30 protein-coding genes and 1 tRNA gene are annotated in these 26,413 nt (G+C 64.3%); 20 read left to right on the top strand and 11 right to left on the bottom strand.

What is annotated here, in order from left to right:
- Window positions 1-76: 76 nt before the first annotated feature.
- The 4 genes from bamA (at window position 77) to rpmE (ending at window position 4,332) form a co-directional block, all read left to right on the top strand.
- Window positions 77-2,809: an outer membrane protein assembly factor BamA gene (gene bamA / locus ACLBKT_RS07765; RefSeq protein WP_410182362.1), complete on the top strand. Its 2,733-nt coding sequence runs from the start codon at window positions 77-79 to the stop codon at window positions 2,807-2,809.
- Entirely contained in the window at window positions 2,809-3,495 is a 687-nt protein-coding gene (locus ACLBKT_RS07760; protein ID WP_410182361.1) for an OmpH family outer membrane protein, read from the top strand. The genes bamA and ACLBKT_RS07760 overlap by 1 nt, the downstream gene beginning before the upstream one ends.
- A 19-nt stretch (window positions 3,496-3,514) precedes the next feature.
- Window positions 3,515-3,991, top strand: coding sequence for a 3-hydroxyacyl-ACP dehydratase FabZ (fabZ, locus tag ACLBKT_RS07755; protein ID WP_410182360.1), 477 nt, complete (start codon window positions 3,515-3,517; stop codon window positions 3,989-3,991).
- 113 nt (window positions 3,992-4,104) lie between these two features.
- Window positions 4,105-4,332, top strand: coding sequence for a 50S ribosomal protein L31 (rpmE, locus tag ACLBKT_RS07750; RefSeq protein WP_410182359.1), 228 nt, complete (start codon window positions 4,105-4,107; stop codon window positions 4,330-4,332).
- A 69-nt stretch (window positions 4,333-4,401) separates the two neighbouring features.
- Here rpmE and ACLBKT_RS07745 read toward each other — a convergent pair whose 3' ends face one another.
- Entirely contained in the window at window positions 4,402-4,719 is a 318-nt protein-coding gene (locus ACLBKT_RS07745) for a TraR/DksA family transcriptional regulator (protein ID WP_410182358.1), read from the bottom strand.
- On the bottom strand, window positions 4,719-5,354 hold the full coding sequence (locus tag ACLBKT_RS07740) for a prolyl hydroxylase family protein (protein WP_410182357.1): 636 nt from the start codon (window positions 5,352-5,354) through the stop codon (window positions 4,719-4,721). The genes ACLBKT_RS07745 and ACLBKT_RS07740 overlap by 1 nt, the downstream gene beginning before the upstream one ends.
- Window positions 5,355-5,586: 232 nt before the next feature.
- Here ACLBKT_RS07740 and ACLBKT_RS07735 point away from each other — a divergent pair.
- The 11 genes from ACLBKT_RS07735 (at window position 5,587) to ACLBKT_RS07685 (ending at window position 14,429) form a co-directional block, all read left to right on the top strand.
- Window positions 5,587-5,663, top strand: a tRNA-His gene (locus ACLBKT_RS07735).
- 48 nt (window positions 5,664-5,711) lie between these two features.
- Window positions 5,712-6,779 (top strand): Leu/Phe/Val dehydrogenase, encoded by a 1,068-nt coding sequence (locus ACLBKT_RS07730; protein ID WP_410182356.1) that lies wholly within the window; start codon window positions 5,712-5,714, stop codon window positions 6,777-6,779.
- A gap of 98 nt (window positions 6,780-6,877) precedes the next feature.
- Entirely contained in the window at window positions 6,878-7,636 is a 759-nt protein-coding gene (gene ccmC / locus ACLBKT_RS07725; RefSeq protein WP_410182355.1) for a heme ABC transporter permease CcmC, read from the top strand.
- The gene (locus tag ACLBKT_RS07720; protein ID WP_301749847.1) at window positions 7,636-7,776 is read left to right on the top strand and encodes a heme exporter protein CcmD; all 141 of its coding nucleotides are present in this window, start codon (window positions 7,636-7,638) and stop codon (window positions 7,774-7,776) included. The genes ccmC and ACLBKT_RS07720 overlap by 1 nt, the downstream gene beginning before the upstream one ends.
- A 13-nt stretch (window positions 7,777-7,789) precedes the next feature.
- A complete protein-coding gene (gene ccmE, locus ACLBKT_RS07715; protein WP_410182354.1) occupies window positions 7,790-8,251 on the top strand; it encodes a cytochrome c maturation protein CcmE in 462 nt (153 codons plus the stop codon).
- 27 nt (window positions 8,252-8,278) lie between these two features.
- A complete protein-coding gene (locus ACLBKT_RS07710; protein WP_410182353.1) occupies window positions 8,279-10,264 on the top strand; it encodes a heme lyase CcmF/NrfE family subunit in 1,986 nt (661 codons plus the stop codon).
- Window positions 10,265-10,268: 4 nt separating this feature from the next.
- Window positions 10,269-10,799, top strand: a complete 531-nt coding sequence (locus ACLBKT_RS07705) for a DsbE family thiol:disulfide interchange protein (protein ID WP_410182352.1) — start codon at window positions 10,269-10,271, stop codon at window positions 10,797-10,799.
- Entirely contained in the window at window positions 10,796-11,224 is a 429-nt protein-coding gene (locus tag ACLBKT_RS07700) for a cytochrome c-type biogenesis protein (protein ID WP_410182351.1), read from the top strand. The genes ACLBKT_RS07705 and ACLBKT_RS07700 overlap by 4 nt, the downstream gene beginning before the upstream one ends.
- A complete protein-coding gene (locus tag ACLBKT_RS07695) occupies window positions 11,221-11,868 on the top strand; it encodes a tetratricopeptide repeat protein (RefSeq protein ID WP_410182350.1) in 648 nt (215 codons plus the stop codon). Before ACLBKT_RS07700 ends, ACLBKT_RS07695 begins: the two co-directional genes overlap by 4 nt.
- Before the next feature lie 138 nt (window positions 11,869-12,006).
- Window positions 12,007-13,950, top strand: coding sequence for a potassium transporter Kup (locus ACLBKT_RS07690; protein WP_410182349.1), 1,944 nt, complete (start codon window positions 12,007-12,009; stop codon window positions 13,948-13,950).
- Between the two features lie 41 nt (window positions 13,951-13,991).
- Complete coding sequence (locus tag ACLBKT_RS07685) at window positions 13,992-14,429, top strand: VOC family protein (RefSeq protein WP_410182348.1); 438 nt, start codon at window positions 13,992-13,994, stop codon at window positions 14,427-14,429.
- Here ACLBKT_RS07685 and ACLBKT_RS07680 read toward each other — a convergent pair whose 3' ends face one another.
- The 5 genes from ACLBKT_RS07680 to ACLBKT_RS07660 all read right to left on the bottom strand — a co-directional run bounded on the left by ACLBKT_RS07680 (window position 14,430) and on the right by ACLBKT_RS07660 (window position 19,728).
- The gene (locus ACLBKT_RS07680; protein WP_410182347.1) at window positions 14,430-15,080 is read right to left on the bottom strand and encodes an inner membrane-spanning protein YciB; all 651 of its coding nucleotides are present in this window, start codon (window positions 15,078-15,080) and stop codon (window positions 14,430-14,432) included. It abuts the gene before it with no gap.
- Window positions 15,080-16,003: a signal recognition particle-docking protein FtsY gene (ftsY, locus tag ACLBKT_RS07675; RefSeq protein ID WP_410182346.1), complete on the bottom strand. Its 924-nt coding sequence runs from the start codon at window positions 16,001-16,003 to the stop codon at window positions 15,080-15,082. The genes ACLBKT_RS07680 and ftsY overlap by 1 nt, the downstream gene beginning before the upstream one ends.
- A complete protein-coding gene (locus ACLBKT_RS07670) occupies window positions 16,000-17,175 on the bottom strand; it encodes a MiaB/RimO family radical SAM methylthiotransferase (protein ID WP_410182345.1) in 1,176 nt (391 codons plus the stop codon). The genes ftsY and ACLBKT_RS07670 overlap by 4 nt, the downstream gene beginning before the upstream one ends.
- Window positions 17,172-17,975 carry a diaminopimelate epimerase gene (gene dapF, locus ACLBKT_RS07665; RefSeq protein ID WP_410183664.1) on the bottom strand — a complete coding sequence of 268 codons (804 nt, stop codon included), beginning with the start codon at window positions 17,973-17,975 and terminating at the stop codon, window positions 17,172-17,174. The genes ACLBKT_RS07670 and dapF overlap by 4 nt, the downstream gene beginning before the upstream one ends.
- A 91-nt stretch (window positions 17,976-18,066) precedes the next feature.
- Window positions 18,067-19,728, bottom strand: a complete 1,662-nt coding sequence (locus ACLBKT_RS07660) for a putative bifunctional diguanylate cyclase/phosphodiesterase (RefSeq protein ID WP_410182344.1) — start codon at window positions 19,726-19,728, stop codon at window positions 18,067-18,069.
- A 179-nt stretch (window positions 19,729-19,907) separates the two neighbouring features.
- Here ACLBKT_RS07660 and ACLBKT_RS07655 point away from each other — a divergent pair, with 179 nt between their 5' ends.
- A complete protein-coding gene (locus ACLBKT_RS07655; protein WP_410182343.1) occupies window positions 19,908-20,315 on the top strand; it encodes an EVE domain-containing protein in 408 nt (135 codons plus the stop codon).
- Window positions 20,316-20,484: 169 nt separating this feature from the next.
- Complete coding sequence (locus tag ACLBKT_RS07650) at window positions 20,485-20,655, top strand: CsbD family protein (protein ID WP_410182342.1); 171 nt, start codon at window positions 20,485-20,487, stop codon at window positions 20,653-20,655.
- Between the two features lie 57 nt (window positions 20,656-20,712).
- On the opposite strand, the gene ACLBKT_RS07645 is transcribed toward ACLBKT_RS07650, so the two are convergent.
- On the bottom strand, window positions 20,713-22,419 hold the full coding sequence (locus ACLBKT_RS07645) for a thiamine pyrophosphate-binding protein (protein WP_410182341.1): 1,707 nt from the start codon (window positions 22,417-22,419) through the stop codon (window positions 20,713-20,715).
- A gap of 178 nt (window positions 22,420-22,597) precedes the next feature.
- On the opposite strand from ACLBKT_RS07645, the gene ACLBKT_RS07640 reads away from it, so the two are divergent.
- Window positions 22,598-22,789, top strand: a complete 192-nt coding sequence (locus ACLBKT_RS07640) for a hypothetical protein (RefSeq protein WP_410182340.1) — start codon at window positions 22,598-22,600, stop codon at window positions 22,787-22,789.
- On the opposite strand, the gene ACLBKT_RS07635 is transcribed toward ACLBKT_RS07640, so the two are convergent.
- Window positions 22,779-24,107, bottom strand: coding sequence for an MFS transporter (locus ACLBKT_RS07635; protein ID WP_410182339.1), 1,329 nt, complete (start codon window positions 24,105-24,107; stop codon window positions 22,779-22,781). The genes ACLBKT_RS07640 and ACLBKT_RS07635 overlap by 11 nt on opposite strands.
- Window positions 24,108-24,270: 163 nt before the next feature.
- On the opposite strand from ACLBKT_RS07635, the gene pgsA reads away from it, so the two are divergent.
- Together pgsA and ACLBKT_RS07625 are read left to right on the top strand one after the other, a co-directional pair.
- Window positions 24,271-24,879 carry a CDP-diacylglycerol--glycerol-3-phosphate 3-phosphatidyltransferase gene (gene pgsA / locus ACLBKT_RS07630; protein ID WP_410182338.1) on the top strand — a complete coding sequence of 203 codons (609 nt, stop codon included), beginning with the start codon at window positions 24,271-24,273 and terminating at the stop codon, window positions 24,877-24,879.
- Window positions 24,880-24,976: 97 nt separating this feature from the next.
- The gene (locus tag ACLBKT_RS07625) at window positions 24,977-25,258 is read left to right on the top strand and encodes a hypothetical protein (RefSeq protein WP_410182337.1); all 282 of its coding nucleotides are present in this window, start codon (window positions 24,977-24,979) and stop codon (window positions 25,256-25,258) included.
- A gap of 12 nt (window positions 25,259-25,270) precedes the next feature.
- On the opposite strand, the gene ACLBKT_RS07620 is transcribed toward ACLBKT_RS07625, so the two are convergent.
- Both ACLBKT_RS07620 and ACLBKT_RS07615 read right to left on the bottom strand, forming a co-directional pair.
- Window positions 25,271-25,447, bottom strand: a complete 177-nt coding sequence (locus ACLBKT_RS07620; RefSeq protein WP_410182336.1) for a hypothetical protein — start codon at window positions 25,445-25,447, stop codon at window positions 25,271-25,273.
- A 25-nt stretch (window positions 25,448-25,472) separates the two neighbouring features.
- Window positions 25,473-26,369: a hydrogen peroxide-inducible genes activator gene (locus tag ACLBKT_RS07615; RefSeq protein ID WP_410182335.1), complete on the bottom strand. Its 897-nt coding sequence runs from the start codon at window positions 26,367-26,369 to the stop codon at window positions 25,473-25,475.
- Window positions 26,370-26,413: the final 44 nt, after the last annotated feature.

Here is a 26,413-nt window from a genome sequence, read left to right as displayed (position 1 = left end):
ATGGATCTGGGCACGAAGAGTGACTGGCAAGGCTTGACGACGCGGGTCGCAGGGTTGGAAACGGGATTTTAGCTGCATGAACCGATTGAGCAAGACAGGCCTTGGGCCGGTCATTTGCAATCCCGCCCCCTCGCGCGGCCCGATCCGGCTGGCGAGCCTGCTGTGCTGCGGCTCGATCCTCGCTGGCTTGCCCGCGATGGCCGGCGCGCAGGAAGCGAGCCCGGCTCCCGCCGCGCAGCCGACGGCTGCCCCGGCTCCGGCTCCGGCACCTGCTGCGCGCAGCAACACCATCCGCACCATCACCGTGGTCGGGGCTGAACGGCTCGAGCCGACCACCATCCTCAGCTACATTCGCCTGCGGGTGGGCCAGGAATATACTTCGGCTGCTGCTGACGAGGCCCTGAAGGATCTCGGCGCGACCGAACTCTTCGCCAATTTCTCGATCCGCAATGATGCCGGCAATGTCGTCATCACCGTGACCGAGAACCCGGTGATCAACCGCATCGTGCTTGAAGGCAATGAACGCCTCAAGGCCGACAAGATCCTGCCCGAAATCAAGCTTTCGCCGCGCCAGATTTTCACCCGTTCCAAGGTGCGCGCGGACGTGGCCCGCATTATCGAGCTCTACAAGCGCCAAGGCCGGTTTGCCGCGCAGGTCGAGCCCAAGATGGTGCAGCTGCCGCAGAACCGCGTCGATATCGTGTTCGAAATCACCGAAGGCCCCAAGTCCAAGGTCCGCCAGATCAACATCCTCGGCAACGAGAAGTTCTCTGATGGTGAACTGCGCGGCGAGATGGTGACCAAGCAGGCGCGTCTCACCAGCTTCTTCAGCTCCAACACCAGCTATGACCCGGACCGTCTGGCCTTCGATCAGCAGAAGCTGCGCCAGTTCTACCTGACCGAAGGCTATGCCGACTTCCGCGTCGTCTCTGCCGTGGCGGAACTCACGCCCGACCAGAAGGACTTCATCATCACCTATGTGGTGGAGGAGGGCGAGCGCTACACCTTCGGCGACGTCAAGGTCGACAGCCAGCTGCGCGACTTCGACAGCGATGTGATGAGCACGCAGTTGCCGATGAAAGCGGGCGATTTCTACAACGCCAAGATCGTCGAGGACACGGTCGAGCAGCTGACCGAGCTGGCGGGCCGCTACGGCTATGCCTTTGCCGACGTCCAGCCGCGCTTCAATCGCGATCCCGACAACCTCAAGATGAACATCACCTTCGTTCTTCGCGAGGCACCGCGCGTCTATGTCGAGCGGGTCGACATCAACGGCAACACGCTGACGCAGGACAAGGTGATCCGCCGCGAGTTCCGCCTGGCCGAGGGCGATGCGTTCAACTCGCTGGGCGTGCAGCGGACCACCGCGCGCATCAACTCGCTCGCCTATTTCCAGGAAAACTTCGAGGTCACCCAGACCGAAGGCAGCGCGCCTGACCGGATCATCCTTGAGGCGAACATCGAAGAGCGTCCCACCGGCGAATTGCAATTCTCGGCCGGTTTCTCCTCGATCGAACAGTTCATTCTCGCCGGCTCGATCCGGCAGCGCAATTTCCGCGGGCGCGGGCAGACCATCGGGCTGAGCGTCAACTATTCGCAGTTCTCGCGCTCGGCGCAGGTCAGCTTCTCCGATCCGTACATCTTTGATCGCAACATCTCCGGTGGGATCGACATTTACCGGCGCGATTTCAACAGCTTCAACTTCACCGGCAACAACCGCAACACCACATTCGAACAAGCCACGACCGGCTTTTCGATGCGTGCAGGTGTGCCCTTGACCGAGTATATGTCGCTGGTTGGCAGCTACACCCTCAACTACGAAGATGTCTCGCTCGACGAAAACCTGTTCTTCTCGGACATCGACGGTAACGGAACGCTGGAATGCGATCCGCTGCGTGCGGGCCGCTTCTTGTGCGATGCCATCGGCACCCGGTTGAGCTCGATCGTCGGCCTCAGCCTCAACTACAACTCGCTCAATTCGCGCGTCCGTCCGACCCGCGGCAAGACCATCTCGCTCAGCGGCGAGTTTGCCGGGTTGGGCGGGGACGTCCGCTATGTCCGCTTCCGTGGCCGTGGACAGCAGTTCTGGAACGTCGGCAACTCGGGCTTCATCTTCTCGATCCTTGCTGAAGGTGGCACGATCATTCCGTTGCAGGAACGCCCTGGAGCGGGTGTTGACGATGTTCTGCTGACCGACCGCTTTTTCCTGGGTGAACCGCAGTTCCGCGGCTTTGCGATCCGCGGCGTCGGTCCGCGCATCCTGACGCAGACCTCGCAGCTTGATGGCACGGGCCGTCCGATCCTCGATGCCAATGGCAACATCACCTTCTTCACCGACCGCAATCAGGTCCGCGACGACGCCATTGGCGGGCGCAATTACTATCTCGGCCGCGCCGAGTTGGAAATTCCGCTTGGCACCGGTGCGCGCGAGCTGGGTCTGCGGCCTTCGATCTGGGCCGATGTCGGTGCGCTCTGGGGGGTCGAACAGCCCATCCTCACCGTTAATCCGACGGGCATTCCGATCACGAATGCCGCGGGTGAGCCGCTGTTCCAGATCCCGAACACCAATACCACGACCACCAGCCCGACCCAGGCTGACGGATCGCTTAACATTCGCCTGATTCAGCCCAACTCCAATATCCGCGAGCTGTTTTTGGGCAACTCGCCGAGCCCGCGCATCACGGCCGGGATCGGGGTTAACTGGAACTCGCCCTTCGGACCTTTCCGCATCGACTTCGCCCAGACCATCCGCAAGGTCGAAGGCGATGACGAGCGGCGCTTCACCTTCAACGTAGGAACCCAATTCTGATGACACGTCTTGCCAAGCTTCTTGCTCCGGCCGGCCTGGTGCTCGCCGCCACCGCCGCGCTTCCCGCACAGGCACAGGTCGATGGCCGCATGGCCTCGGTCGATGTCACGCGCACCATTATCGGCACCACCGCCTTCCAGACCTCGTATGAGCAGGTTAACACGACTTATGCTCAACAGAACGAGCTGCGTCGCACCAAGGCGCAGGAGCGGCAGACCATGCTCGCGAAGTTCGACAAGAACGCCGACAAGCAGGTCGACGAGACCGAACAGGCGGCCATGCAGAAGTCGGCCGACTTCCCCAAGCTTCAGGCGCTGGAGCAGGAAATTCAGGGCCTTTCGAATCAGATCGATGGTGCCCGCGTCTTCGCGATCGAGCAGATCATCATGCAGTACGGTTCGGCCTTGCAGGACGTGACCACGGCTGAGCAGATCAAGGTCGTGCTGGATCCGGGCACGGTGCTGTTCGCGGTGCCGGAAATGGATATCACCCCCAAGGTGACCGCCGCACTCAACGCCCGCGTTCCCGCCGTCGGTGTGGTTCCGCCCGCTGGCTGGCAGCCGAGCCGCGAAGGCGTGCAGGTCTATCAGGAAATCCAGCAGCGCCTCGCGCTCGCTGCGCAGTTGCAGCAGCAGCAGGGTGCCCCCGCACCGCAGGGCAATCCGGCCGCGCCGGCTGGCCGCTGATCCTGACGGAGACTGTAAGATGAGCGAAGCGGGTAGCGCGCCGGCCGAGGTGCTGGATTACGACATCGTCAAGATCCTCAAGGCCTTGCCGCATCGCTACCCGCTGCTGTTGGTCGACCGCGTGCGGTCGATCACGCTGGGGGAGCGGATCCACGCGGTCAAGGCCGTGAGCATGAACGAGCAGTTCTTCCAGGGCCATTTCCCCGGCGCGCCGATCATGCCCGGCGTGCTCCAGATCGAGGCGCTGGCGCAGGCTGCCGGCATCCTCGGGATCGAGACAATGGAACTGGCGGGCACGGGCAAGCTGGTGATCTTCATGGGGATCGAGAACGCCAAGTTCCGCGCGCCCGTTACGCCAGGCTGCCTGCTCGATCTCCACGTCGAATTCACTCAGAAGCGCAGCCGCGTCTTCAAGTTCAAGGGCGTTGCCAGCGTTGAAGGCAAGACCACCTGCGAGGTCGAATTCACCGCCATGATGACGGATCCGCCCGCCTGACGTCAGCAATTCTCATCTAAGGTTGCATTGCACCGCGTTCGCCACTAAGGCGCGCGCTTCCCATTCATAGCTGTGCCGGTCGGTACCGGTGCCACGCTGCAAAGGATCACGTCATGAAGGCCGAAGGTCACCCCGATTACCACATGATCACGGTCAAGATGACCGATGGCACCGAATTCCAGACCCGCTCGACTTGGGGCAACGAAGGCGACACCCTGTCGCTTGAAATCGACCCCCTCAGCCACCCGGCATGGACCGGTGGCCGTCAGCAGGCGTCGGAAGGCGGCCGTGTGGCCCAGTTCAACAAGCGCTTCGGCGGGCTCAGCCTCAAGAACAAGTAATCGGTCTTTTCAGCTTGCGGCCTTCGGGCCGTGCGAGGAAGGCGGCCCGACGGGGTCGCCTTTTTCGTTTCAGGTTGCACATTTGATGCAGCGGGTGGCCATCGGCTGCGCTTCCAGTCGCGCGACCGCAATCTCCGCGCCGCAATTCGCGCAAGCCCCGTAGGAGCCGGCCGCGATTCGGGCGAGGGCCGCGCGAATCTGGCGGGCCTCGGCGCGCAGCACATCATCCACCCCTTCGAGCGCTTCGTCATCGGCAAGGTCGGTCGCCTGCTCAGCGAAATCGGCATCGAGAGGGCTACGCAAGTCCTCCTCGATGTCCGCGCTGCGTGCGACGATATCGGCGAGCCGCGTCTTCAGCTGCTGCTCGATTGTGGCGTAGTCGTTCATCAACCCCTCCATTCGCGCTCGCGATACCACTTGGTGATCACGTATTTGACGCCCTTCCTGACCTTCATCCCGTGGTGGAGCGTCGCGTGATTCACCCCGCCATCGGCCAGCCGGTTGTTCCAGCAGAGCAATTTGCCGACCTCGGGCTGGAAGGTCTTGTCGAGCAGTTTGAACCGGGTAGCACCGCCCGCGGTGACGTCATTGAGGTAGATCATGAAAGTCCAGGTCCGGTTGCCGGACAAGGCGCAGAACTTCTCGAAATCCCGGCCACCCGGCGCGAAGTAGTCGGTGTGCGCCTTGAACTCCTGCCCTTCGGCATAGCGCTGGCCTTGCAGCGGCTCGCCAAAGGCTGGGTCGATTCCCGACAGGTCGGCCAGCAGCGCTTCGATCGTCTGCACCGCTGGATGATCGGCAGAGAGGTCGCAGGTCTCGCTGGTGCGGAACACGGGATCGCCATTGTCGTCCGCGATGGTCGATGGACGACGACCGGCGTCGATCAGCGTAATGAGCTCATCTGCCAGATCCGTCGTAACGAATCGCTTTCGCTGGAATAGCAGCACCTTGGAGGTCGGCACGCGCTGGACACCGGGTTGCGCGCCGATCCGGGCGGCGATGGAATCGGAGAAGGTCGTCATGGCCACCCAAGGATAGATGCGGGTGGAGGCTTGGCAATGATTCACCGGGCCGCGTAATAATCTTGCGTAGCGGGCCGCCCAAAGCAGTTTTCGCTTCCCATGAAGAGGCCTTTGTGCAAGAGGCGCGCCTCCCTTGCCAGCGCACTTGACGTGCGTCTGCCTTGCGTACACCGCGCCATTTCGCGCGGGCTTGGCAGCGACCGAAATGGTGGTATGCGGGCAGGGGCGTGTGGCGATCATAGCTCAGCTGGTTAGAGCGCCGGTTTGTGGTACCGGAGGTCGCGGGTTCGAACCCCGTTGATCGCCCCATCTCCCCCCATGCAGCAGGTGTGCACCGCGCCCGACAGGGGAGACGACATGACCGCATTCTGGGCCGAGCCTGATTTTGACGCGCATGAGCTTGTGCAACTGGTCCACGACCGGGCGAGCGGTCTGACGGCGATCATTGCGGTCCATTCGACCCATCTCGGCCCGTCTGCGGGCGGTACCCGTTTCTGGCATTACAACGATCCCGCAGGTGCGATGCGCGATGCGCTTCGCCTGTCGCGCGGGATGAGCTACAAGAACGCGATGGCCGGTCTGCCGATGGGCGGCGGCAAGGCGGTGATCCTCGCAGACGAACAGCGGATCAAGACCCCCGAGATGCTTGCCGCCTTCGGTGATGCGGTCGAAGGCCTGGGCGGGCGCTATGTCACGGCGGAGGATGTTGGCATCTCCGAGGCGGACATGGTTGCCGTGTCGCAGCGCACCGCGCACGTATCGGGCTTGCCGGTGGCGGGTGAGGGCAGCGCAGGCGGCGATCCCGGCCCGTTTACAGCCTATGGCATTTATCTCGGCATCAAGGCGGCGGTGCGGCACAAACTGGGCAAGGACAGCCTCGCGGGCGTCCACGTCGCGGTGCAAGGCACGGGCTCGGTCGGGGGCGGGGTGGCCCGGTTGCTGGCGCGCGATGGCGCGAAGCTGACGCTGGCCGATATCAACGCTGACCGTGCGGCGGCACTGGCTTCGGAGCTTGGCGGTGTGGCTGTTGCATCTGACACGATCATGGCGACGGCGTGCGACGTGTTCAGCCCCAATGCGCTGGGCGCGATCCTCGATGATGCGGGGATTGCTGCGCTCGACTGTCCGATTGTGGCAGGCGGGGCCAATAACCAGCTCGCCCGTCCCGAGCACGGCGCGTTGCTGGCAGCGCGCGGCATCCTTTATGCGCCCGACTATGTCATCAATGCGGGCGGCATCATCTCGGTCGCGACCGAATACCTCGCCCGGCGCGACAGCCGCACCGGCAATGTTGCCGAGGTCAATGCGTTGGTCGAGCAGATCCCCGGCCGACTCGAAACGATCTGGCAGGAGAGCGAAAGCACCGGCATTTCGTCCGATGTGGTGGCCGACCGGATGGCGCAAAAGCTCATCGGCCGCGGGTAAGGCTGCGGGGCGCTGTGGGAACTAATCCACGCGCGCATGATTTGCTCTCTTGTCCGGTTCGGGTGTAAGGCTACAAGCCCGGCCAGACGCAAACGATCATGCACATCTACGCCAACCCCACCCGTTTTCTGTCACTGGCAAAGTGGCTCATGCCGCTCCTGTTCTGGAGTGGGTTGGTGCTGTCTGTGGGCGCGGTGGGCTGGGGCCTGTTCATGGTTCCGCCCGACCGGCTGATGGGCGATACGGTGCGCATTCTGTTCATCCACGTGCCTGCCGCATGGCTCGGCATGGGCGGATGGGCGGGGATCGCGATTTCGAGCGCCATGCTGCTGATCTGGAAGCACCCACTGGCCGCCCTGTCCGCCCGCGCGATTGCAGTGCCGGGAATGGTGTTCTGCGCGATCTGTCTTGCCACGGGATCGATCTGGGGCCGCCCAACCTGGGGCACGTGGTGGGAGTGGGATGGCCGGCTGACGTCGATGCTGGTGCTGCTGTTCCTCTACGCCGGTTACATCGCCCTGACCGAAGCGGCCGAGAAGGAAGGCTCCTCAACCAAGATCGCTGCGATCTTTGGCCTTGTGGGCGCCGTCAATGTGCCGATCATCAACCGGTCGGTGGTGTGGTGGAACTCGCTCCATCAGCCCCCCAGCATCACGGCAGGCAAGAGCGCGATTGAAGCGACCTTCCTCGTGCCGCTGCTGGTCGCCGTGGTGGGCTTCTCGCTCCTGTTCGGCGCGATTGTGCTGATGCGGATGCGCGCCCTGATTGCCGAGCAACAGGTCGAAGCGCGCCTGCGCCGCCGTGCGCTTGATGATGACGCGCCGACACCGGCAGCCCCTGCGATGGAGCAGGCGTGATGCGCGAAGAATTGAACCAGTGGGATTTCGTGTGGCTCGCCTATGGCGTAGGCGCGATTGCGCTGGCTTTGCTGATCGTCTGGGCATGGCGCTCGATGGCCCGCGCCGAAGCGCGGCGCGATGCGTCGCGGCGGCGCTGAACGGGACAATGCAATGAAAGCCAAGCACCAACGTCTGATCCTGGTGATCATCGCCCTTCTCGCGATTGTCGGCGCGGGCCTGCTGGCAGCGTGGAGCCTGCGCAATCAGGCGAATTACTTCTACCTGCCCGAGCAGATGGCGTCGGCCCCGCCAGAAGTGGGGCAGGCCGTGCGCCTCGGCGGGATGGTAAAAGCTGGCTCGATCAAGACCGAAGCTGACGGTGTGACAGTGAACTTCCTGGTCACCGGCAACACGGCGGACGCGATTCCGGTGCGCTACAGCGGCATCCTGCCCGATCTCTTCGTCGAGAACTCGGGCGTGGTGGCAGAAGGCAGCCTTGGCCCGGACGGAGTGTTCATGGCCACCAACCTGCTCGCCAAGCATGACGAGAATTACGTGCCCAAGGAACTCGAAGGCATGGGCACGGATCAGGCCGCCAAGATGGCAGCCGAAACGACCGTCGGGCTGAAATAGCATCGTGGCACACATGAGGGCCAAGCAATGATCCCCGAAATCGGACTGGCCGCCCTGTGGCTCGCCGCCGCGCTGGCGGTGTTGCAGATGGTCTCGGGCGCATTTGCTCTGAAAGCCCCGGACGGCGCGGCCAATCCGCTGGCGATCTATGCACGCCCCGCTGCGGTGGTGCAGGCCTTCCTTGCGGTGCTGGCCTTCCTGATGCTGCTGTGGTCCTTCGCGATCACGGACCTCTCGCTAAAGCTCGTCGCGAGCAATTCGCACTCGATGAAGCCGCTGCTTTATAAGCTGACGGGAACGTGGGGCAACCACGAGGGCTCGATGCTGCTGTGGGTCGGCGTACTGGCCCTGTCGGGCGGGTTGCTGGCCGGGTTCGAGAAGCGCCTCCCGGACCGCACCATGGGCGCGACGCTGGCGGTGCAGGGGTTTGTGGCGCTGGGCTTCTATGCCTTTCTGCTGTTGTCCTCCAACCCGTTTGAGCGGCTTCCGGTCCCGGCGGCCGAGGGCACTGGGCTCAACCCGTTGCTGCAAGACATCGGCCTCGCGATCCACCCGCCGACGCTTTATGCAGGCTATGTCGGCCTGTCGGTCGCGTTCAGCCTGGCGATGGGCGCGCTGCTGACCAATCAAGTGAATCCGTCCTTCGCCCGCGTGCTGCGCCCTTGGGTGCTGGGCGCGTGGGTGCTGCTGACCTTTGGGATCACCGCTGGTTCCTACTGGGCCTATTACGAGCTGGGATGGGGCGGCTGGTGGTTCTGGGATCCGGTCGAGAATGCCTCGCTGATGCCGTGGCTTGCGGCAACCGCGCTGATGCATTCGGTCAGCGTGCTGGCCGCGCGCGATGCGCTGCGGACGTGGACGATCATGCTGGGCGTGCTGGCGTTCTCGATGTCGATGCTGGGAACCTTCCTTGTCCGTTCGGGCGTGCTGACCAGCGTCCATGCCTTTGCTGTCGATCCTGAGCGCGGAGCGTTCATCCTCGGCCTGCTGGGCCTCTACATTGGTGGGGCGTTCACGATCTTCGCCCTGCGCGCTGGCGCCGTGGCGGAGGGCAAGCGCTTCGCCATTGCCAGCCGTGAAGGCGCGTTGGTGTTCAACAATGTGATGCTCTCGGCCATTCTGGCGATCGTGCTGCTCGGCACGCTCTATCCGCTGCTGACCGAGGTGTTCGATGTGCGCGTCTCGGTCGGCCCGCCTTATTTCAATCCGGCGGGCGCAATCTTCGCCATTCCGATGCTGCTTGTGATGGCGGTCGGCCCGCTGCTGCGCTGGAAGAGCGACAAGCCCGCTCGGCTCCAGTTCGAGTTGGCGTTGATCGCGGCGCTGGTGATCGGGGTGATCGCGCTGGTGAGCTTCTTCGGTCAATTTCCGCTGCTGCCGCTGTTGGGCCTTGGCCTTGCGGCAGCGCTGGCCGTGGCGGCCTTCCTGCCGCTGCGTGGGCGCCATCTCGGGCGCGTGCCGGTCGCAACCTGGGGCATGGTGATCGCCCATTTCGGCATTGCGGTCTCCTTGTTCGGCATGGCCTGCGAAGGCGCGTTCTCGCAGGAGCGCCTCGCTGCGGTCGCACCGGGCGGCACCGAACAGATCGGCGATTTCGCGGTCACGCTCGAAAGCGTATCGCCGGTTGCCGGGCCGAACTGGACCGCGATCGAAGCGCGGCTCGCAGTGAGCCGGAGCGGCGGCGAGCCGGTGATCCTCAATCCGCAGGCGCGCAACTTCTGGTCGCCGCCGCAATCCACCAGCGAAAGCGCGCTGCTGACCCGCTGGGACGGGCAGCTTTACGCGGTGATCGGCAATCAGGCCGAGGATGGGCGCTGGCAGATCCGGGTGTGGTGGAAGCCTTTTGTCACCTTCATCTGGTATGGTGGATTGCTCGTCGCACTGGGCGGTATTCTGGCGATTGCAGGCCGGGTGCAGGTCGATGTGAAGCGTCGTGCAGCAGTGACCAAGGGCGCAGAGCGCCGCGCCGATGTCGAGGCGCTTGATGCCGCCTCGCCGGTCCCGGCGGAGTAGGCCGATGCGCTCGCGTCTGTTCCTCTGGGTGCCGCTCGCCCTGTTTGCGTTCTTTGCGGGGGTCGCGGGCTATATGCTCACGCAGGAGAAGGACGAGTTTGTCGAAAGCACGATGATCGGCCAGCCCTTGCCCGATTTCGCGCTGGACCCGGCGTTCGGCGGCTTGCCAGGAGCGGCCAAGGCGGACTTTGTCGGAGGCAAGCCGCGCCTCCTGAACATCTGGGCCAGCTGGTGCACGCCTTGTATTGCCGAAGCCCCGCAGCTCGAAGCGCTGCAAGCCCGCGGCGTCGAGATCGTTGGCATCGCCATCCGCGACCGGCCGGAGGACGTCGCCAACTTCCTGGGTCGGTATGGCAATCCCTATACGCGGATCGGAAGCGACCGCATTTCCGAGGTGCAGTTGGCAATCGGATCATCAGGGGTGCCGGAAACCTTTGTGATCGATGCCAAGGGCGTGATCCGCTATCAGCATATCGGCGACATCCGACCGGAGCATGTCGCGGTGCTGCTGGACGAACTGGAGAAGGCCCGATGATCCGCGCTTTCGTGGCTCTGCTGCTGGCCCTGCTCGCGATTCCGGCTGTGGCGCAGGATTCCCTGCCGCCGGCGCCCTATGCCTACAACCAGCTCGACGATCCGCGGCTCGAGGCCGAAGCGACCGCGCTGATGCACACGTTACGCTGCCTCAAGTGCCAATCGCAGAGCATCGCGGATTCCGACGCGCCGATGGCGGGCGATATGCGCCATCAGGTGCGCAGCCGGATCTTGGCCGGCGAAAGCCCTGACCAGATCCGAGGCTGGCTGATCGCTCGCTATGGCGATTACGTCAGTTACGAGCCCGAGGTCAGCGCGACCACATGGCCGCTGTTCGCAGCGCCGGTGCTGCTGCTGCTGATCGTCGGAGGCGTACTGCTGCGGCGGTTGGGCAAGCGGCGCAGCGATGCGGGGGATGCGGCATGATTGGCGGCTGGCTGGCAATCGTTGCTTTGGCGCTGGCAGCTTTTGCGCTTGCGGTGTTGCTGCTCAGGCTCCCGCGTGAAGGGATGACGCTGTTCGGCGCCGTGCTGGTGTTCGGGCTGGCGGGCTATGCCTGGCAAGGCTCCCCGGGGCAGCCCTCCGCACCCAAGGCGGAGACGGAGGCTGCGTCAGGGCAGGGCGAGGCCATGGTCGAAGGGCGGGCGGCGTTGTTCTCGCGCACATTGCCTGCGCCTGACTACCTCGTCACCTCCGACGCCTTTGCCCGCCGCGGCAAGTTTGCCGATGCGGCCAACCTGCTCCAGCGCGGTCTGGCCGAGAACCCGCGTGATGTGGAAAGCTGGCTCGCATTGGGTCTGGCATTGGTCGGTCATGCCGATGGCTTTGTGACACCGGCCGCGGTGCAGGCCTTCGGGCGCGCCAAGGCAATTGACCCGGGCCATCCGGGCGCCGAGTACTTCCTCGGCTTTGCCTATCTCCAGAGCGGTGAGATCGTCGCGGCGCGCAGTGTCTGGCAAGGCCTGCTCGCCAACTCGCCGCCCGAGGCACCCTGGCGCGAGGGGCTTGCGGCCGAAGTTGCCCGGCTCAACGACATGATCGCCCGCGCGCCCATGCTCCAGGGTCAATGACGCCTTGTTATCTGGCGCCTGCCACCCGCGCTGATATTGTTGCAGGTGCGAATGGGCAGTGCTAGGCGCGCTGCCTCATCGGCCTGAATGGTTCCGGCAGGATGGGCAGTACCGCGGGATACGGGAAATCCGATCAAGATGAGCAGCATAGCCAATAGTGACGAACCTGTCGCCGCGAGCGCCCATGGCCACGGGCACAGCGCTTCAACGCTGACTCTTGCGGTCGGCGCGGTCGGGGTCGTGTTCGGTGATATCGGCACCAGCCCGCTTTATGCCTTCCGCGAAACCTTCGCCTCGCACCACGGCGCGCCGGGCATCTCGCCCGACGCCGCGCATATCCACGGGGTGCTGAGCCTCGTGTTCTGGTCAATGATGATGGTGGTGACGGTCAAATATGTCCTCACCATCATGCGTGCCGACAACAAGGGCGAAGGCGGCAGCCTTGCCTTGCTGGCGCTGATCCGGCGCGTGTCGGACAATCGCCGGTGGACTGCGCCCCTGATCCTGCTGGGCGTGTTCGCGACCGCGCTGTTCTACGGCGACAGCATGATCACCCCGGCGATCTCGGTTCTCTCCGCGACCGAGGGTCTGCAATACATCGTTCCCGGCTTCAAAGCGTGGATCGTGCCGACGGCGGTGGCGATCCTGTTTGGTCTCTTCGCGATCCAGTCGCGCGGTTCTGGCAGGGTCGGCAAGCTGTTCGGCCCGATCATGCTGACCTATTTCGCAATGCTGGCAACGCTGGGTGTGATGCATCTCACCGTCTATCCCGCGATCATTCTGGAAACGATCAACCCTCTCAATGCGCTGCGGTTCTTCCAGTCGGATGGCTTTACCGCCTTTGTAGCGCTGGGCAGCGTGGTGCTGGCGGTGACCGGGGCTGAGGCGCTTTACGCCGATATGGGCCATTTCGGGCGCAAGCCGATCGGGCTGTCGTGGCTGACCTTCGTGTTTCCGGCGCTGATGCTCAATTACATGGGGCAGGGCGCGATGATCCTTTCGGCCAGTTCGCCCGCGGCTGCGGCTGCGCTCGTGAAGGATCCGTTCTTCCTGATGATCCCGGACCTGGTGCGCGTCCCCGTGATCATCCTCGCGCTGCTCGCCACGATCATCGCCAGCCAGGCGGTGATTTCGGGTGCCTTCAGCCTGACCCAGCAGGCGATCCAGCTTGGCTTCATCCCGCGCATGGAAATTCGCCACACCAGCGCTTCGGCTGCGGGACAAATCTACATCCCCACGATCAACTGGGGTCTGATGGTGATGGTGATCCTGCTGGTGCTGTTCTTCCAGTCTTCGACCAACCTTGCCGCGGCCTATGGCATCGCGGTGACCGGCGCGATGTTCATCGACACCCTGCTGCTGGCGGCCGTGCTTTTCTCGCTATGGCGCTGGCCGGTGTGGAAGGCGCTGCCGCTGGTCGCGGCATTCCTGATTGTCGACATTGCCTATTTCGGAGCCAATCTGATCAAGGTGCCGCAGGGCGGCTGGGTGCCGCTGCTGATTGGCTTTGTGATCTTCACCCTGCTCACCACATGGTCGCGCGGGCGTGAGCTGATGCGGGCCAGCATGTCCGAAAGCGCGCTGCCGATCGAGATCTTCGCCAAGAGCGCGCAGAACAGCGCGACCCGCGTGCCGGGGACAGCGGTGTTCATGGCTTCGACCAACACCGGCGTACCATCGGCGCTGCTGCACAATATCAAGCACAACAAGGTGCTGCACGAACGCATCCTGATCCTGACTGTGGCGGTGCAGGATGTGCCCTATCTCGATTCCATCGAACGCTATTCCTGCAAGGATCTGGGCAACGGCTTCTACCGCGTCACGATCCGCTGCGGCTTCCTTGAAGAAACCGATGTGCCCGCGCTGCTGCGCACGCTCGACCTGTGCGGCGCGCCGTTCGACATGATGCACACCAGCTTCTTCCTCTCTCGCCAGACCCTGCTCGCATCGGCCAAGCCGGGCATGGCGATCTGGCGCGAGAAGCTGTTCGCCTGGATGCTGCGTAACGCGGCGAGCGCGATGGAGTTCTTCCGGCTGCCCACCAACCGCGTGGTGGAGCTGGGGAGCCAGGTGGAAATCTGACCTTGCGCGCGCTCGCTCTCGCGCTTGCGCCGGTTTGCCTGTTGGCATCGGCCTGTGCGCGAGAGGCGGCTGACGAAGCGCAGGCGCCCGTCGAGGAGCAGGCAGAGGTGACGAACCCGGTCTTTCATTTCGAGATCCCTGTCACCGACATGGACCGCGCCATCGCCTTCTACGGTGATGTGTTCGGCTACCGCCTGACCCGCGAAGAGGTGGACGGCTATGATATGGCCTTCTTCCCGCGCGCAGATGATGCGCCCGGTGCAAGCGGAGCCTTGGCCAAGGGCGACGTGTACCGCCCGTCGCATAATGGGCCCGTGATCTATTTCGATGTGCCCGATATCGACGCGGTGATCGCGCGGGCGACGGCCCGCGGATCAAAGGTACTCTATCCCAAGAAGGATATCGGCGCGGCGGGCTTCGTTGCCGAAATCGAGGATAGCGAGGGCAACCGGATTGCCCTGTCACAGGTGAAGCCCTGATCAGCCTCCCGTCGGCGGTTCGTCCTTCAGCGGTTCGTCGCGGTCCTCAAAGCTGAGCCCGTGCTTCAGCAGCATCGGGATCTGGCTGAAGGTGAACAGGAAGGTCAGCGGCAGGAACACCCACAGCTTGGCCCACAGCCAGCCTTCGAAATCCATCTGCGCACGCAGGACTTCATTGAGCCCCGCCAGCACCAGGAAAAACACCCCCCAATTGCGCGACAACTTGAGCCAGCCTGCGTCCGACAGGCCTTCGAAGGCGGCTTCGAGCAGGATCTTGAGCATCGCTCGCCCGGCAAAATAGCCGGCGAGCAGAACCGCGCCAAAGGTCGCATAGATGATCGTCGGCTTGATCTGCACGAAGGTCGGATCGCCGAAGACAATCGTCAGGCTGCCGAAGCCGACGATCAGTGCGGTCGAAAACCACAGCATCGGCGACACCTTGCCCAGCCGCCACTTCGATACCAGTAGCGCGATGACAGCGGCGACCATGAACGCGCCGGTGCCATTGATGATCGCGCCGAGTTCGCCCGTTGCACTCACCTTATCGGGCGCGCTCCAGCGATAGACGGCGAGGAACACCACCAGCGGGCCGTAATCGACCGCAACGTTGAGCCAGTTTGAGGCGGCCTTCTTCCCTTCGCTCTCGCTCATCACGCCACCCCCGCGATCACGCGCGCCACAAGGTCCGGGTCGAAGGGGCGCAGGTCCTCCATCCTCTCGCCGACGCCGATGGCGTGGATGGGGAGGCCATATTGCTCCGCCGCCGCGACCAGAACGCCGCCGCGGGCGGTGCCGTCAAGCTTGGTCATGATGAGGCCGGTGACGCCCGCGACTTCCTTGAACACGTCGATCTGGGCGAGCGCGTTCTGGCCGTTGGTGGCATCGAGCACCAGCACCACATCATGCGGCGCTTCGGGGTTGAGCCTGCCGAGGACGCGGCGGATTTTCGCCAGCTCCTCCATCAGCTCCTTCTTGTTCTGGAGGCGGCCTGCGGTGTCGACGATCAGCGCGTCGATCCCGGTGTCGGTGGCCTGCTTGACGGCATCGAACACGATCGCCGCCGGATCGCCGCCTTCAGGCCCGCGTACCAGATCGACCCCGATGCGGCCCGCCCATGTGGCGAGCTGGCCGATGGCGGCCGCGCGAAACGTGTCACCGGCTGCCAGCAGCACGCCGTAATCGTCCTCCTGAAACAGGTGAGCGAGCTTGGCGATGGTGGTGGTCTTGCCGCTGCCGTTGACCCCGATCACGAGGATTACCTGCGGGCGCGGGAAGGCGGTGATTTCGAGCGGCTTGGCGACGGGGCGCAGGATCGCCGCGATTTCCTCCGCCACGGCTTCCTTCAGCTCGCGGGTGGTGATTTCCAGTCCGAAACGCTTTTCGGAGAGCCGCGCACGGATCCGTGCTGCCGCCGCCGGGCCAAGATCGGACATGATCAGCGCATCCTCGACCTCGTCGAGCGTGGCGTCATCAAGCTTCGCGCTGCCGCCCACCCCGGCAAGGTTGGCGGTCAGGCGCTCCGATGTCTTGGCGAAGCCGCCGAACAGGCGCTGGCTCCAGCTGGTTTCACTCATCCGAGCAGGCCCTCCCTGACCTCGCGCACATTCACTGCGATGATGTCGCCCGCTGCTGTCCCGTCAGGCAGCGCGACGCGGGCATAGTTGGGGGCATAGCCCGTGCCGTCGCGTTCGGCGAGGACGGGGAGCGTTTCGCCCACAAACCTGTCGAGCCAGACCGCGCGGCGCGCGGCGGCGCGGGCGCGCAGTTCGGCGGCACGGGCCTTCACCACCTCGCGCGGCACCTGCGGCATCCGCGCAGCGGGGGTGCCGGGGCGGGGGGAAAAGGGGAAGATGTGGGCGTGGACGATGTCGAGCGCGTCGATGATACTGAGGTTTTCGGCGTGCTGCGCCTGCGTCTCGGTCGGGAAGCCGGCGATCAGGTCAGCGCCGACGGCAATCTCCGGGCGCAGCGCCTTCAGTCGCCCGACCAGTTCCACCGCATCGCGGCGCAGATGGCGGCGCTTCATGCGTTTGAGGATCAGGTCGGCGCCGTGCTGCAAGCTGAGGTGCAGATGCGGCATCACCCGGGGCTCGTGAGCGAGCAGGTCGAACAACTCCGCATCAATCTCGATCCCGTCCACCGATGACAGGCGCAGGCGAGGGAGACGCGGAAAGGCCGCAAGAATCGCTGCGACCAACGTTCCAAGGCGTGGCTCGCCCGGCAGATCATGGCCCCACGAGGTCAGATCGACCCCCGTGAGCACCACCTCCTTTGCCCCAGCAGCAAGATGCGCTTCAACCTCGCGCAGCACTTCCGCCACGCCTGACGAGCGGCTCACCCCACGCCCCTGCGGAATCACGCAGAAGGTGCAGGCGTGATCGCAACCATTTTGCACCGCCACGAAAGCGCGCGTGCGCGCCGGGGCAAGCGGCGGGGCATCAGCGGCGACATTCCACGCCCGCGGATCGAGCTTGGCCGCATTCGCCACCAGCCCGTCAACCTCGTCCATCGCGCCAATCACGCTGCGGTCGATCTCCGCCGCGCAGCCCGTTACCACCAGCCGCGCTGTCGGATGGTCGCGCCGCGCGCGGCGGATGGCCTTGCGGGTCTGGCTGAGCGCCTCACCCGTGACGGCGCAGGAATTGAGCACCACCAGATCGGTTTCGCACGCCAGCATGGCCCGCATCCGCTCGCTCTCGGCGATGTTCATGCGGCAGCCGAGCGAGATAATCTGCGGAGCGTTCAAACCCCGGCTCCTGCGGCGTAATCATCCCAGTTGAAGGTGCCGCGATAGCTTTCTGCTGCTGGGCCGCTCATCAGGATCGAGCCGCCCGGCTCCCACGCGATCACAAGGTCGCCGCCCGGCAGCGTCACGCGCACGGGGCTCGCCACCAGCCCGCGCCGGATCGCCGCGACCGCCGTCGCGCAGGCCCCGGTGCCGCAAGCGCGGGTCAAGCCAGCGCCACGTTCCCACACTCGGAGCTTGAGGTGATCTGGCCCCGCAAGACTCGCGACGTTGACATTCACCCGTTCGGGAAACAGCGGGTCATGCTCGATCACAGGGCCAAGCGTTGCCAGCGGGACGGCATCGGCGTCATCGACGAAGAAAATCGCGTGGGGATTGCCGACATTGACTGCCATCGGTGCTTCAAGGCTGTCCCACCCGACCGGCATGGTAAAGGTGTCCATCGGGTAGGCGAGAGGGATCGCGTCCCAGTCGAAGCGCGGCAGACCCATATCGACCCGTGCGCCGGTTTCGAGCGGTTCGAGCGCGATCGGACCGCCGCCGGTCTCGATCACTACGGGTTCGCCATGCAGCAGCGCCACGGCCCGCGCGGCATTGCCGCAGGCCTCGACCTCACTGCCATCGGAGTTGAAGATCCGCATCCGAAACGCTTGGGTCGCGCTCGGCTCCAGCAGCACCAGCTGATCGAAGCCGATCCCGGTGCGCCGGTCACCCAGCGCGCGTGCCACGACGGGCGTCATCGCCGGCAGCGCAGCGATGCGCGCGTCGAGCACGACGAAGTCGTTGCCGAGCCCGTGCATCTTGATGAAGGCAATCGTCTGCGTCACGGCTGCGCATCTATGCACGCGGGCCCTCCGCGTCCAGTCCTGCCCGCAGGCAGGGCGCGCGATCTCAGGGTCGGGCGATGCGATAGAGGGTCGGGCCGTCCTCGGTGCCGGTGCGGGGCAGAGACGGCGTCTGGTTGGAGACGCCAGTCAGCTTGCCCACCGCTTTCAGCCGCGCGCGGACGGCTTCGGCATCTTCGGGCTGGCCATAGAGATAGCCCTGCGCCTTCAACCGGCCCATGGATTTCAGAGCCTTGAGAATCTGTTCGTCCTCGACACCTTCCGCCGTCAGCGGCAGATCAAGCCCGCGGCCGAGCGAGATGATCGCTTCGACAATCCGCGAACGGGTGCCCGGTTCGCGCAATTCGCTGACAAAGCTGCGGTCGATCTTGATTCGGTCGAACGGCAGATTGCGCAGTTGTTCCAGGCTCGAATAGCCCGTGCCGAAATCGTCGAGGCTGATCTGCACGCCCTGATTGCGCAGGCTCATGATCATCGAGCGCACCAGACCGATGTTCTCATGCAGGCAGCTTTCAGTGATCTCGATTTCGAGCCGCTGCGGGGGGAAGCCTGTGGCGACCAGCTTTTTGAGCAGGCGCTGCGCAAACCACGGATCGCGCAGCTGCACCGGCGAGATGTTGATCGACAGGGTCAGACTGTCATCCCATTCGCGCGCATCGGCGAAGGCCTGTTCCATCAGGCGTTCGGACATTTCGTTGATGAGGCCGATTTCCTCGGCGATGGGCACGAAGATATCGGGGCTGATCACGCCAAGCTGCGGGGAACGCCAGCGCGCAAGCATCTCGAACCCGACCAGCGCGCCGGTTTCGACATCGACCTGCTGCTCGTAGTACGGCACGAACTCGCCGCGCGCGAGGCCGCGGCGGATGCCGGTTTCGAGCTGGTTGCGGAAGCGCATCTCGCTTTCCATGCTCGGCTCGAACCAGAAATAGCGATTCCGGCCCTGCTTCTTTGCATGGTACAGCGCCATGTCTGCGCGCTGCATCAGCGTACCCGCATCGACCACCAAGCCGATGGTGCCGTCCGCATCATGATCGGCGGACAGCCCGACCGACAAGGTCAGCTCAACCGTAATGGTCGGCAGACGGAAGGGGTGGGCAAGGCTTTCGAACAGGCGGATGACCAAATCATCGACCCGGTCGGCGTGGCCTGCGGGGTAGGGCATCACAAAGGCGAATTCGTCCCCGCCGAGCCGCGCCAGCCGCGCGTCTCGCGGGAGTATTCCGCGTACCCGCTCGCACAACATCACCAGCACCGCATCGCCCACGGGATGGCCATGCATGTCGTTGATCTGCTTGAAGTTGTCGAGATCCATCATGCAGTAGGCGACCGCCTCACCGCGAACGGCCGCGAGCGACCGCAGTTCCTCCGTCGCTTCGAGCATGCTGCGGCGGTTGAGGCACTGGGTCAGCGGATCGGTGGCAGCCAGCATTTGCGCGCGGGCTTCGGCCCGGCGGCGCTCCTCGATTTCACGGGTGAGTTCACGGTAACGCCGCCAGCCGAAGATGATCAGGGCGATGTTCAGCAACAGGGCATTGACCAGCAGAACGTCCGGACGCGAACCATTGCCGAACAGGGCGTCCATGACTTTGGGCAGCACGGTTCCGCCGGTTCCCACCAGCATGATGATGGCCGCCACGGCAATTCCCAGCGCGATGATGTCGCGCTCAGCCGCTTGCAGTGGGTTGTGGGGCTCGTGATCTTTCAAAATCTTTGCCTTAATCGTCCCGCGCATGTCGCTGGGTGGGTACGCCAGCGGTGCCTTCGCCCGATTCATCGCAGATTGCGCTAAAGAACGAGTTAACTTGCACACTGTGGATACTGGCTTGGCGAGGTGGGTGTGGGCGGGCTACGGGGGCGCTGTTTAAGCAAGGGAGCGCGCTGTCCATGGCCTATTGGCTGATGAAATCCGAACCGTTCAAATACAGTTGGGACGACCTTGTCGCTGAGGGCGAGGGGACGTGGGATGGCGTGCGCAACTATCAGGCGCGCAACAATCTGGCCGCGATGCAGGTTGGCGACGAGGCGTTTTTCTACCACTCGCGCGAAGGGCTGGAAGTGGTCGGAATCTGCACGATCAGCGTTGCCGGGATCACCGATCCGACGGACGAGACCGGCAAGTGGGCGGCGGTGAAGGTCAAGGCGAAGGAGAAATTCGCCCATCCCGTCACACTGTTGGCGATCAAGGCCGAACCGCGGCTCGCCGAAATGCAGCTCATCCGCCAATCGCGCCTGTCGGTGTGCGGCGTCACCCCGGCGGAATGGCAGGTGATTTGCGAGATGGCGCGCGGCTGACCCAGAGCAAGGCCACGCCTGATCGTCAGAATCGCACCACAAACGGCAGGTGGTCGCAATCAGGCAACGTCTTGACCCGCGCCGAGGCGGGCAAAGGAACAATGGCTCCCGGATTTCCCTTTACCCTTCACATGACGCGATTGAAGTCATTGAAAAAAGGAGAAATTTTATGGGTAAGCTGACCGAAACCGTCAAGGGTACCGCCAACGAAGCGATCGGCAAAATCAAGCAGCAGTCGAACAACCCCGAAACCCGCGCGGAAGGCAGGGCTCAGGAACTGAAGGGCGAAGCCCAGAAGGTGAAGGGCAAGGTCCAGGGCGCCATGGGCGACGACATCTGATCTCAGCCTGATCAGTGATAAAGGAAAGGCCGCTCCGTTCGGGGCGGCCTTTTCGTGTCAGGCGGTGGCTTTGGCTCTCGCCCGCAGGCTGGCGATGGTCGCGCCGCTGGCGGCGATCCGGTTCAGATCGGTCACGGCGTGGATAAGGCGCAGCCCGCTGCGGGCCTTGGCGTCATCGAGCGCGGCGATGAACTCCTCCGTCGTCGTCGCCTTTGCGCTCCACGCGCCATAGGCCGTGCCCAGCATCGCAAAATCGGGGTTTGACAGCTGGGTCGCCGAGACGCGGCCGGGATATTCGCGCTCCTGATGCATCCGGATCGTGCCGTAAGCGCCGTTATCGACCACCACGACGATCATGTTCGCGCCATATTGCGCGGCGGTGGCGAGTTCCTGGCCATTCATCATGAAATCGCCGTCGCCTGCGACAGCGACCACGGTGCGGTCAGGGAAGCGCAGGGCTGCCGCGACGGCGGCCGGCACGCCGTAACCCATCGCCCCGCAGGTCGGGGCGAGCTGTCCGGGATAGGCGGTGTAGCGCCAGTAGCGGTGCCACCATCCGGCAAAATTGCCCGCGCCGTTGCAGATGATCGTGTCCGCCGGAAGCGCGGCGCGCATCGCGGCGACGCAGGCAGCCAGGTCCATCGACGCATCCGACGGCTGGGGTGTCGACCAGTCGAGCCATTCCGCGTGAGCCTCGGCCCCGGCATCGAAGGGGATCACCGCTGCATCTTCCCACAGCGCGGCACATTCGGCGAATTCATCGACCGAACAGCACAGCGCGAGATCGGTGCGATAGACCCGGCCCAGCTCCTCCGGGTCGGGGTGGATATGGACCAGCAGTTGACCGGGATGTTCGAGCGTGGGGACCTCGTAACCATCGGTCGTCGCCTCCCCCAGCCGTGCCCCAACCGCAATGATGAGGTCGGCGTTCCTGACCCGCTCGACCAGCTTGGGGCCGGGGCCGTAGCCCAGGTTCCCGGCATAGACCGGGCTGTCGGGCGCAATCGCGTCCTGACGGCGGAAGGCCGTCGCCACGGGAAGCCCGATGCGTTCGGCGAATTGCTGAAAATATTCTCGCGCCTTGGCGTTCCAGCCCGCGCCGCCGATGATCGCGATCGGACTCGCCGCGTCCGCGATCATGTCGAACAGCGCCTGCATCGCATCCGGGCAGGCGGCCTGCGCGGTGCGGGTGACGAAGGGGCGGGGCTGGAGGCTGGCGGGCACCTGCTCCACCAGCATATCCTCGGGCAGGGCGAGCACCACCGGGCCGGGCCGCCCATTGATCGCGACCGAATAGGCGCGGGCAATGTATTCGGGGATGCGGGCCGGATCATCGATCCGCGCGGCCCATTTGCAGATCGGCGCGAAGAAGGCGGTGAAATCGACCTCCTGAAAGCCCTCGCGCCCCTGCATGTTGCGCGCGACATCGCCGACGAACAGGATCATCGGCTGCGAATCCTGATGCGCGACATGGACGCCGATGCTGGCATTGGTCGCGCCCGGGCCCCGCGTGACAAAGGCGACGCCGGGGCGGCCTGATCCGGCCGCGTTCATCGTGCCATCGGCGCAGGCCATGAAGGTGACCCCGCCTTCCTGCCGACAGGTGACCACGTCGATCTCGGGCCGGTCGGGCAGGGCATCCAGCACCGCGAGGAAGCTTTCGCCCGGCACGGTGAAGATCCGCTCGCAGCCCTGTGCTGCAAGGCAATCGACCAGCAGGGCAGCCGCGCTTCTGGTGGCCGCGGCGCGCGTGGAATCAGGCATCGAAAAGTCTCCCGTCGTCTTCGGCGGCCTCTACCGGTGTGGGCGGAGCGGTGCAAATCCGCCGAGCCCGGATTGCCCCCATCACAGCCTGTCCCAGCTTGCGACAGCTTCGTCGCAAACCGTTTCCAATGGTTAAGAAAGTCTTAAGACTGGCGGCCCTGCCACAGGAGAGTCGTACATGCGCCGCAGCCTGGTTCTCACAGACGAGACCGCCCGCCACTGGTTCCGGGCGAGCCTGCCGCCGCATGTGAAGCGCGATCTGATCCCGATCCCGGCCGAGGGTCTCTGGCGGCTCACCGTGGCCGACGTGCGCGGCGTTGCCAGCACTTACGTGGCCATGACGCTCGCGATTTTCGCCTTTATTGTCTGAGCGGCGCGCTGTCCGCGTCACGCAGCGCTTCGGTGGCGTGCAGCTTGCGCGCAAGCTGGGCCGAGAACACGCACAGGATCAGGCTGAGCAGCAATTGTTCCTGCAACGGAATGCCGAAGAACCCGAGCGCGCCGGCAAGCCCGGCGCCGATCACCATGAAGATCGAGGAAATGAAGTTGTTGGCCGCGACCGAGCGTGAGGCCTCCGACTTGTCGACCCGTGTGGTGAGAAAGGCATACAGCGGCACCACGAACATCCCGCCTGCCACCGCAATCAGCAGCAGATTGAACGTCAGCACCAGCGCCAGCGGCTGAGCCAGGAACTCCCACACGGTGAACAGTTCATCTTCCGGTTGAAGGTTCCACATCCGGCATACGCCGTAAAAGGCGATCAGCAAGACGCCCAGCACCAGCACCGAGCGCGCGGAGTAGCGGGCCGAGATATCGCCTTTGAGCAGCGCATTGATCGACACCGAACCGATTGCAATCCCGGCCGAGAATGCCACCAGCAGCACCGCGGCGACTTGCTTGTCCGCCAGCAGCACGTTCTTGGCGAGCGGGATGAATTGCACCGAAAGGATCGCGGCAATCGCCCAGAAGTAGCTGATCGCCAGCACCGAATAGCGCAGTTCCAGATTGCCCATCGAAAAGGCGATCAGATCGCGCGAGGCTCGGATCGGGTTCCAGTCGACGGTATTCTCGTCGCTTTGTGCAGGGGCGGGCGGCACCCAGCGGCAGGTGACATAGCCGATCACCGCAATCACGATCACACCCACAATCGAATACATGATCGGCATGGCGCCGCCCAGCATCATGCCGACAAGGATCGCGACGTAGGTTCCGGCCTCCACCAGACCGGTGCCTGCGAGCACTTCATCCTTGTGGAGGTGCTGCGGCAGGATCGCGTACTTGATCGGGCCGAAGAAGGTCGAATGCACCCCCATCGCGAACAGCGCGACGAACATCAGCGGGATCGCAAGGCTTTCGATCTGCATTCCGCGCGACGCCAGCAGAAGGCCGGTGGCGCCGACGCTCATGATGAGGATTTCGGCAAACTTGATCCAGCGGATGATCTTGGTCTTGTCGCGCATGTCGGCGAGCTGGCCCGCAGTGGCCGAGAACAGCACGAAGGGCAGCACGAACAGCGCGGTGGCGACGCCGCTGATCAGGGTCTCCATTTCGGGCGAATCGTAGACCGAATAGACCACGAACAGCACCATCGCGTTCTTGTAGAGATTGTCGTTCAGCGCATTGAGCAACTGGGTCAGGAACAGCGGCAAGAATCGCCGCTGGCGCATCAGGTGTGTCGATGTGGTCATGCGATGGTTACGCTGGCGCTTCCCTGTGAGTTACCGCGACATAGCGGGCGTGCAGGCTTTCACAAGAGCGCAAGGGGAGCGCGCGCCTGACCGCATCAATGTGGGGGAAGTCAGGACGAGGGGTTTTGCAGCAGTTCGTGCCGCGCTAGAGCAGGGAACAATCATGTCGAGCCTTCCCAATATCCTCACGCTCTCGCGCATCTTTGCGGTGCCGTTGCTGGCGTTCTTCCTGTGGTGGCCGGAATGGCGGCTGGGCTATCTGATCGGCTTCGGGTTGTACTGCGTTATCGCACTGACCGATTACCTCGATGGCTATCTTGCCCGCGCGCAGGGCACAGTATCGAAGATGGGCACCTTCCTGGATCCGATCGCGGACAAGATCATGGTGGCCGCCGTCATCCTGGTCCTGACCGCGCAAGGATATCTGCGCGGGCCCTATGCCGGCGATGTCCATGTGATCGCCGGACTGATCATTCTCATTCGCGAGATCGCGGTTTCGGGCCTGCGCGAGTTCCTCGGCGGGCTTCAGGTCTCGATGCCGGTCTCCAAGCTTGCCAAGTGGAAGACGACCTTCCAGCTTGTGGCATTGGGCGCGCTGATCCTGGGCGGGGCGGTGCACGGGCCACCGTGCCAATCGGTGTTCGAAGGCTGCGGATCGATTGGCGAAAGCTGGGTGCATCTGGTCGGCCTCGTCAGCCTGTGGACTGCCGCCGTGCTGACCTGCATCACCGGCTGGGATTACCTGCGGGTCGGCCTCAAGCATATGGACTGACTTGCGCCTTTCGCACTGGAATCGGTGGGGTTGTGTGCGCTAAGTCACCTGTATGGGACCGGATTCGACGCGCGGAGAAGGCGCATTTGTCGGACAATTGGCAGACCACGCCCGCCAGCTGCAACGCGAGGCGCGCGAGGCGATTGCGCGCGGAGATTACGCCCGCGCTTCCGCGCTGATCGGCGACGCCGAGCTGCTGGCGGACGATGTCCACGGCATCGTCGATGATTTCGAGCACCGCGAGGCAAACCGCATGATGGGCCTCGCCGCCGCCGAGGCCGAGGCCACTCGCTCCCGGCTCCGCAAGTCCCGCCCGTGCCGTTTGCGCCTCGCTATTGGAGCAAGCCTTGCGATCAGCCTCGCGCTGGTGGAGTGCTGAGGCGGCTTCCGATCAATCGTCCGAAGGCGCTGAGTCTTTCGGCGTGACGATATAGGCGACGGCAAAGCCCAGCGTCATCAAGGCGATCCCCCAGATGAACGGGCCAAAATCAATATCGAAGGCATATTGCGAAACCAGCATGCTTGCTCCGGCAATCACTCCGGCCAGATAGCCATCTCTTTTGTCCATCGCGGTGCCCCTCCCTTGGCGCGTCCTATCCTGCCCGCAGCTCCTCGGCCAGCAGTTGGAAATCGCTCTCGCGCGGGGAATTCTTGCGCCAGGCGAGCACGATCTCGCGTTTGGCGGTGGGGCTGTCGACGGGCCGCGCGACCACCTGCGTTCCGGCAAGAATACCCGCTTTCAACGCCATCTCCGGTAGCATGGTCAAACCAAGGTCGTTGTCGACCAGTTGTACGAGCGTGTGCAGACTTGTGCCGATCATTGCCGCGCTGGCGCGCAGTTCAGCGCGGTTGCAGGCAGCGAGCGCGTGATCGCGCAGGCAGTGCCCGTCTTCCAGCAGCAGGAGGCGGCCCTGGTCGATCATGTCCGGCTTGATGCTGGCCGGCGGATCGCGCGGGTCGTCTTTCGGGAAGGCGACAAACAGACGGTCGTCGGTGATGTGGGCGATGGCGGCATCGCCCGTGTCGAAGGGCAGGGCCAGCAGCACGCAATCGACCCGTCCGTGGTTGAGCGATTCGAGCGCGTCGTGGCTCGTCTCCTCGCGCAGCAGCAGCTTGAGGTCGGGCCGTTCGCCCTTCAGGCGCGGGAGCATCCGGGGGAGGAGGAAGGGGGCGATGGTGGGGATCACGCTCATCCGCAGCTCGCCCGAGAGCGGCTTGCCGGAAGCCTGCACCAGATCGGCCAGCTCCTCGGCTTCGCGCAGCAGGCGGTTGGCCTTGGCCACCACTTGCTCGCCCAGCGCGGTAAAGCGCACCACGCGGCGCGAGCGCTCCACCAGCGTCACGCCCAGCAGCGATTCCAGTTCGCGCAGGCCTGCCGACAGTGTCGATTGCGACACGAAGCTGGCATCGGCCGCTTTGCCGAAATGCCCGTGTTCGTGAAGCGCCACGAGATATTGCAGCTGCTTGATGGTGGGGAGGTAGGTGCTCACTTGCGCAACAATACCCGTTCGGGCTGAGCTTGTCGAAGCCCTGC

It is taken from the genome of Erythrobacter sp. W302b (assembly GCF_046452395.1).
GTDB lineage: Bacteria > Pseudomonadota > Alphaproteobacteria > Sphingomonadales > Sphingomonadaceae > Erythrobacter.
The sequence above is the reverse complement of the archived record's forward strand: the minus strand, read 5'-3'. Positions and strand labels throughout refer to the sequence as shown.

Excerpts from the sequence above, each read along its gene's own strand:
- bamA (WP_410182362.1), top strand. The coding sequence starts at position 77 with ATGAACCGATTGAGCAAGACAGGCCTTGGGCCGGTCATTTGCAATCCC.
- ACLBKT_RS07760 (WP_410182361.1), top strand. The coding sequence starts at position 2,809 with ATGACACGTCTTGCCAAGCTTCTTGCTCCGGCCGGCCTGGTGCTCGCC.
- fabZ (WP_410182360.1), top strand. The coding sequence starts at position 3,515 with ATGAGCGAAGCGGGTAGCGCGCCGGCCGAGGTGCTGGATTACGACATC.
- rpmE (WP_410182359.1), top strand. The coding sequence starts at position 4,105 with ATGAAGGCCGAAGGTCACCCCGATTACCACATGATCACGGTCAAGATG.
- ACLBKT_RS07745 (WP_410182358.1), bottom strand. The coding sequence starts at position 4,719 with ATGAACGACTACGCCACAATCGAGCAGCAGCTGAAGACGCGGCTCGCC.
- ACLBKT_RS07740 (WP_410182357.1), bottom strand. The coding sequence starts at position 5,354 with ATGACGACCTTCTCCGATTCCATCGCCGCCCGGATCGGCGCGCAACCC.
- ACLBKT_RS07730 (WP_410182356.1), top strand. The coding sequence starts at position 5,712 with ATGACCGCATTCTGGGCCGAGCCTGATTTTGACGCGCATGAGCTTGTG.
- ccmC (WP_410182355.1), top strand. The coding sequence starts at position 6,878 with ATGCACATCTACGCCAACCCCACCCGTTTTCTGTCACTGGCAAAGTGG.
- ACLBKT_RS07720 (WP_301749847.1), top strand. The coding sequence starts at position 7,636 with ATGCGCGAAGAATTGAACCAGTGGGATTTCGTGTGGCTCGCCTATGGC.
- ccmE (WP_410182354.1), top strand. The coding sequence starts at position 7,790 with ATGAAAGCCAAGCACCAACGTCTGATCCTGGTGATCATCGCCCTTCTC.
- ACLBKT_RS07710 (WP_410182353.1), top strand. The coding sequence starts at position 8,279 with ATGATCCCCGAAATCGGACTGGCCGCCCTGTGGCTCGCCGCCGCGCTG.
- ACLBKT_RS07705 (WP_410182352.1), top strand. The coding sequence starts at position 10,269 with ATGCGCTCGCGTCTGTTCCTCTGGGTGCCGCTCGCCCTGTTTGCGTTC.
- ACLBKT_RS07700 (WP_410182351.1), top strand. The coding sequence starts at position 10,796 with ATGATCCGCGCTTTCGTGGCTCTGCTGCTGGCCCTGCTCGCGATTCCG.
- ACLBKT_RS07695 (WP_410182350.1), top strand. The coding sequence starts at position 11,221 with ATGATTGGCGGCTGGCTGGCAATCGTTGCTTTGGCGCTGGCAGCTTTT.
- ACLBKT_RS07690 (WP_410182349.1), top strand. The coding sequence starts at position 12,007 with ATGAGCAGCATAGCCAATAGTGACGAACCTGTCGCCGCGAGCGCCCAT.
- ACLBKT_RS07680 (WP_410182347.1), bottom strand. The coding sequence starts at position 15,080 with ATGAGCGAGAGCGAAGGGAAGAAGGCCGCCTCAAACTGGCTCAACGTT.
- ftsY (WP_410182346.1), bottom strand. The coding sequence starts at position 16,003 with ATGAGTGAAACCAGCTGGAGCCAGCGCCTGTTCGGCGGCTTCGCCAAG.
- dapF (WP_410183664.1), bottom strand. The coding sequence starts at position 17,975 with ATGCACGGGCTCGGCAACGACTTCGTCGTGCTCGACGCGCGCATCGCT.
- ACLBKT_RS07655 (WP_410182343.1), top strand. The coding sequence starts at position 19,908 with ATGGCCTATTGGCTGATGAAATCCGAACCGTTCAAATACAGTTGGGAC.
- ACLBKT_RS07650 (WP_410182342.1), top strand. The coding sequence starts at position 20,485 with ATGGGTAAGCTGACCGAAACCGTCAAGGGTACCGCCAACGAAGCGATC.
- ACLBKT_RS07645 (WP_410182341.1), bottom strand. The coding sequence starts at position 22,419 with ATGCCTGATTCCACGCGCGCCGCGGCCACCAGAAGCGCGGCTGCCCTG.
- ACLBKT_RS07640 (WP_410182340.1), top strand. The coding sequence starts at position 22,598 with ATGCGCCGCAGCCTGGTTCTCACAGACGAGACCGCCCGCCACTGGTTC.
- ACLBKT_RS07635 (WP_410182339.1), bottom strand. The coding sequence starts at position 24,107 with ATGACCACATCGACACACCTGATGCGCCAGCGGCGATTCTTGCCGCTG.
- pgsA (WP_410182338.1), top strand. The coding sequence starts at position 24,271 with ATGTCGAGCCTTCCCAATATCCTCACGCTCTCGCGCATCTTTGCGGTG.
- ACLBKT_RS07620 (WP_410182336.1), bottom strand. The coding sequence starts at position 25,447 with ATGGACAAAAGAGATGGCTATCTGGCCGGAGTGATTGCCGGAGCAAGC.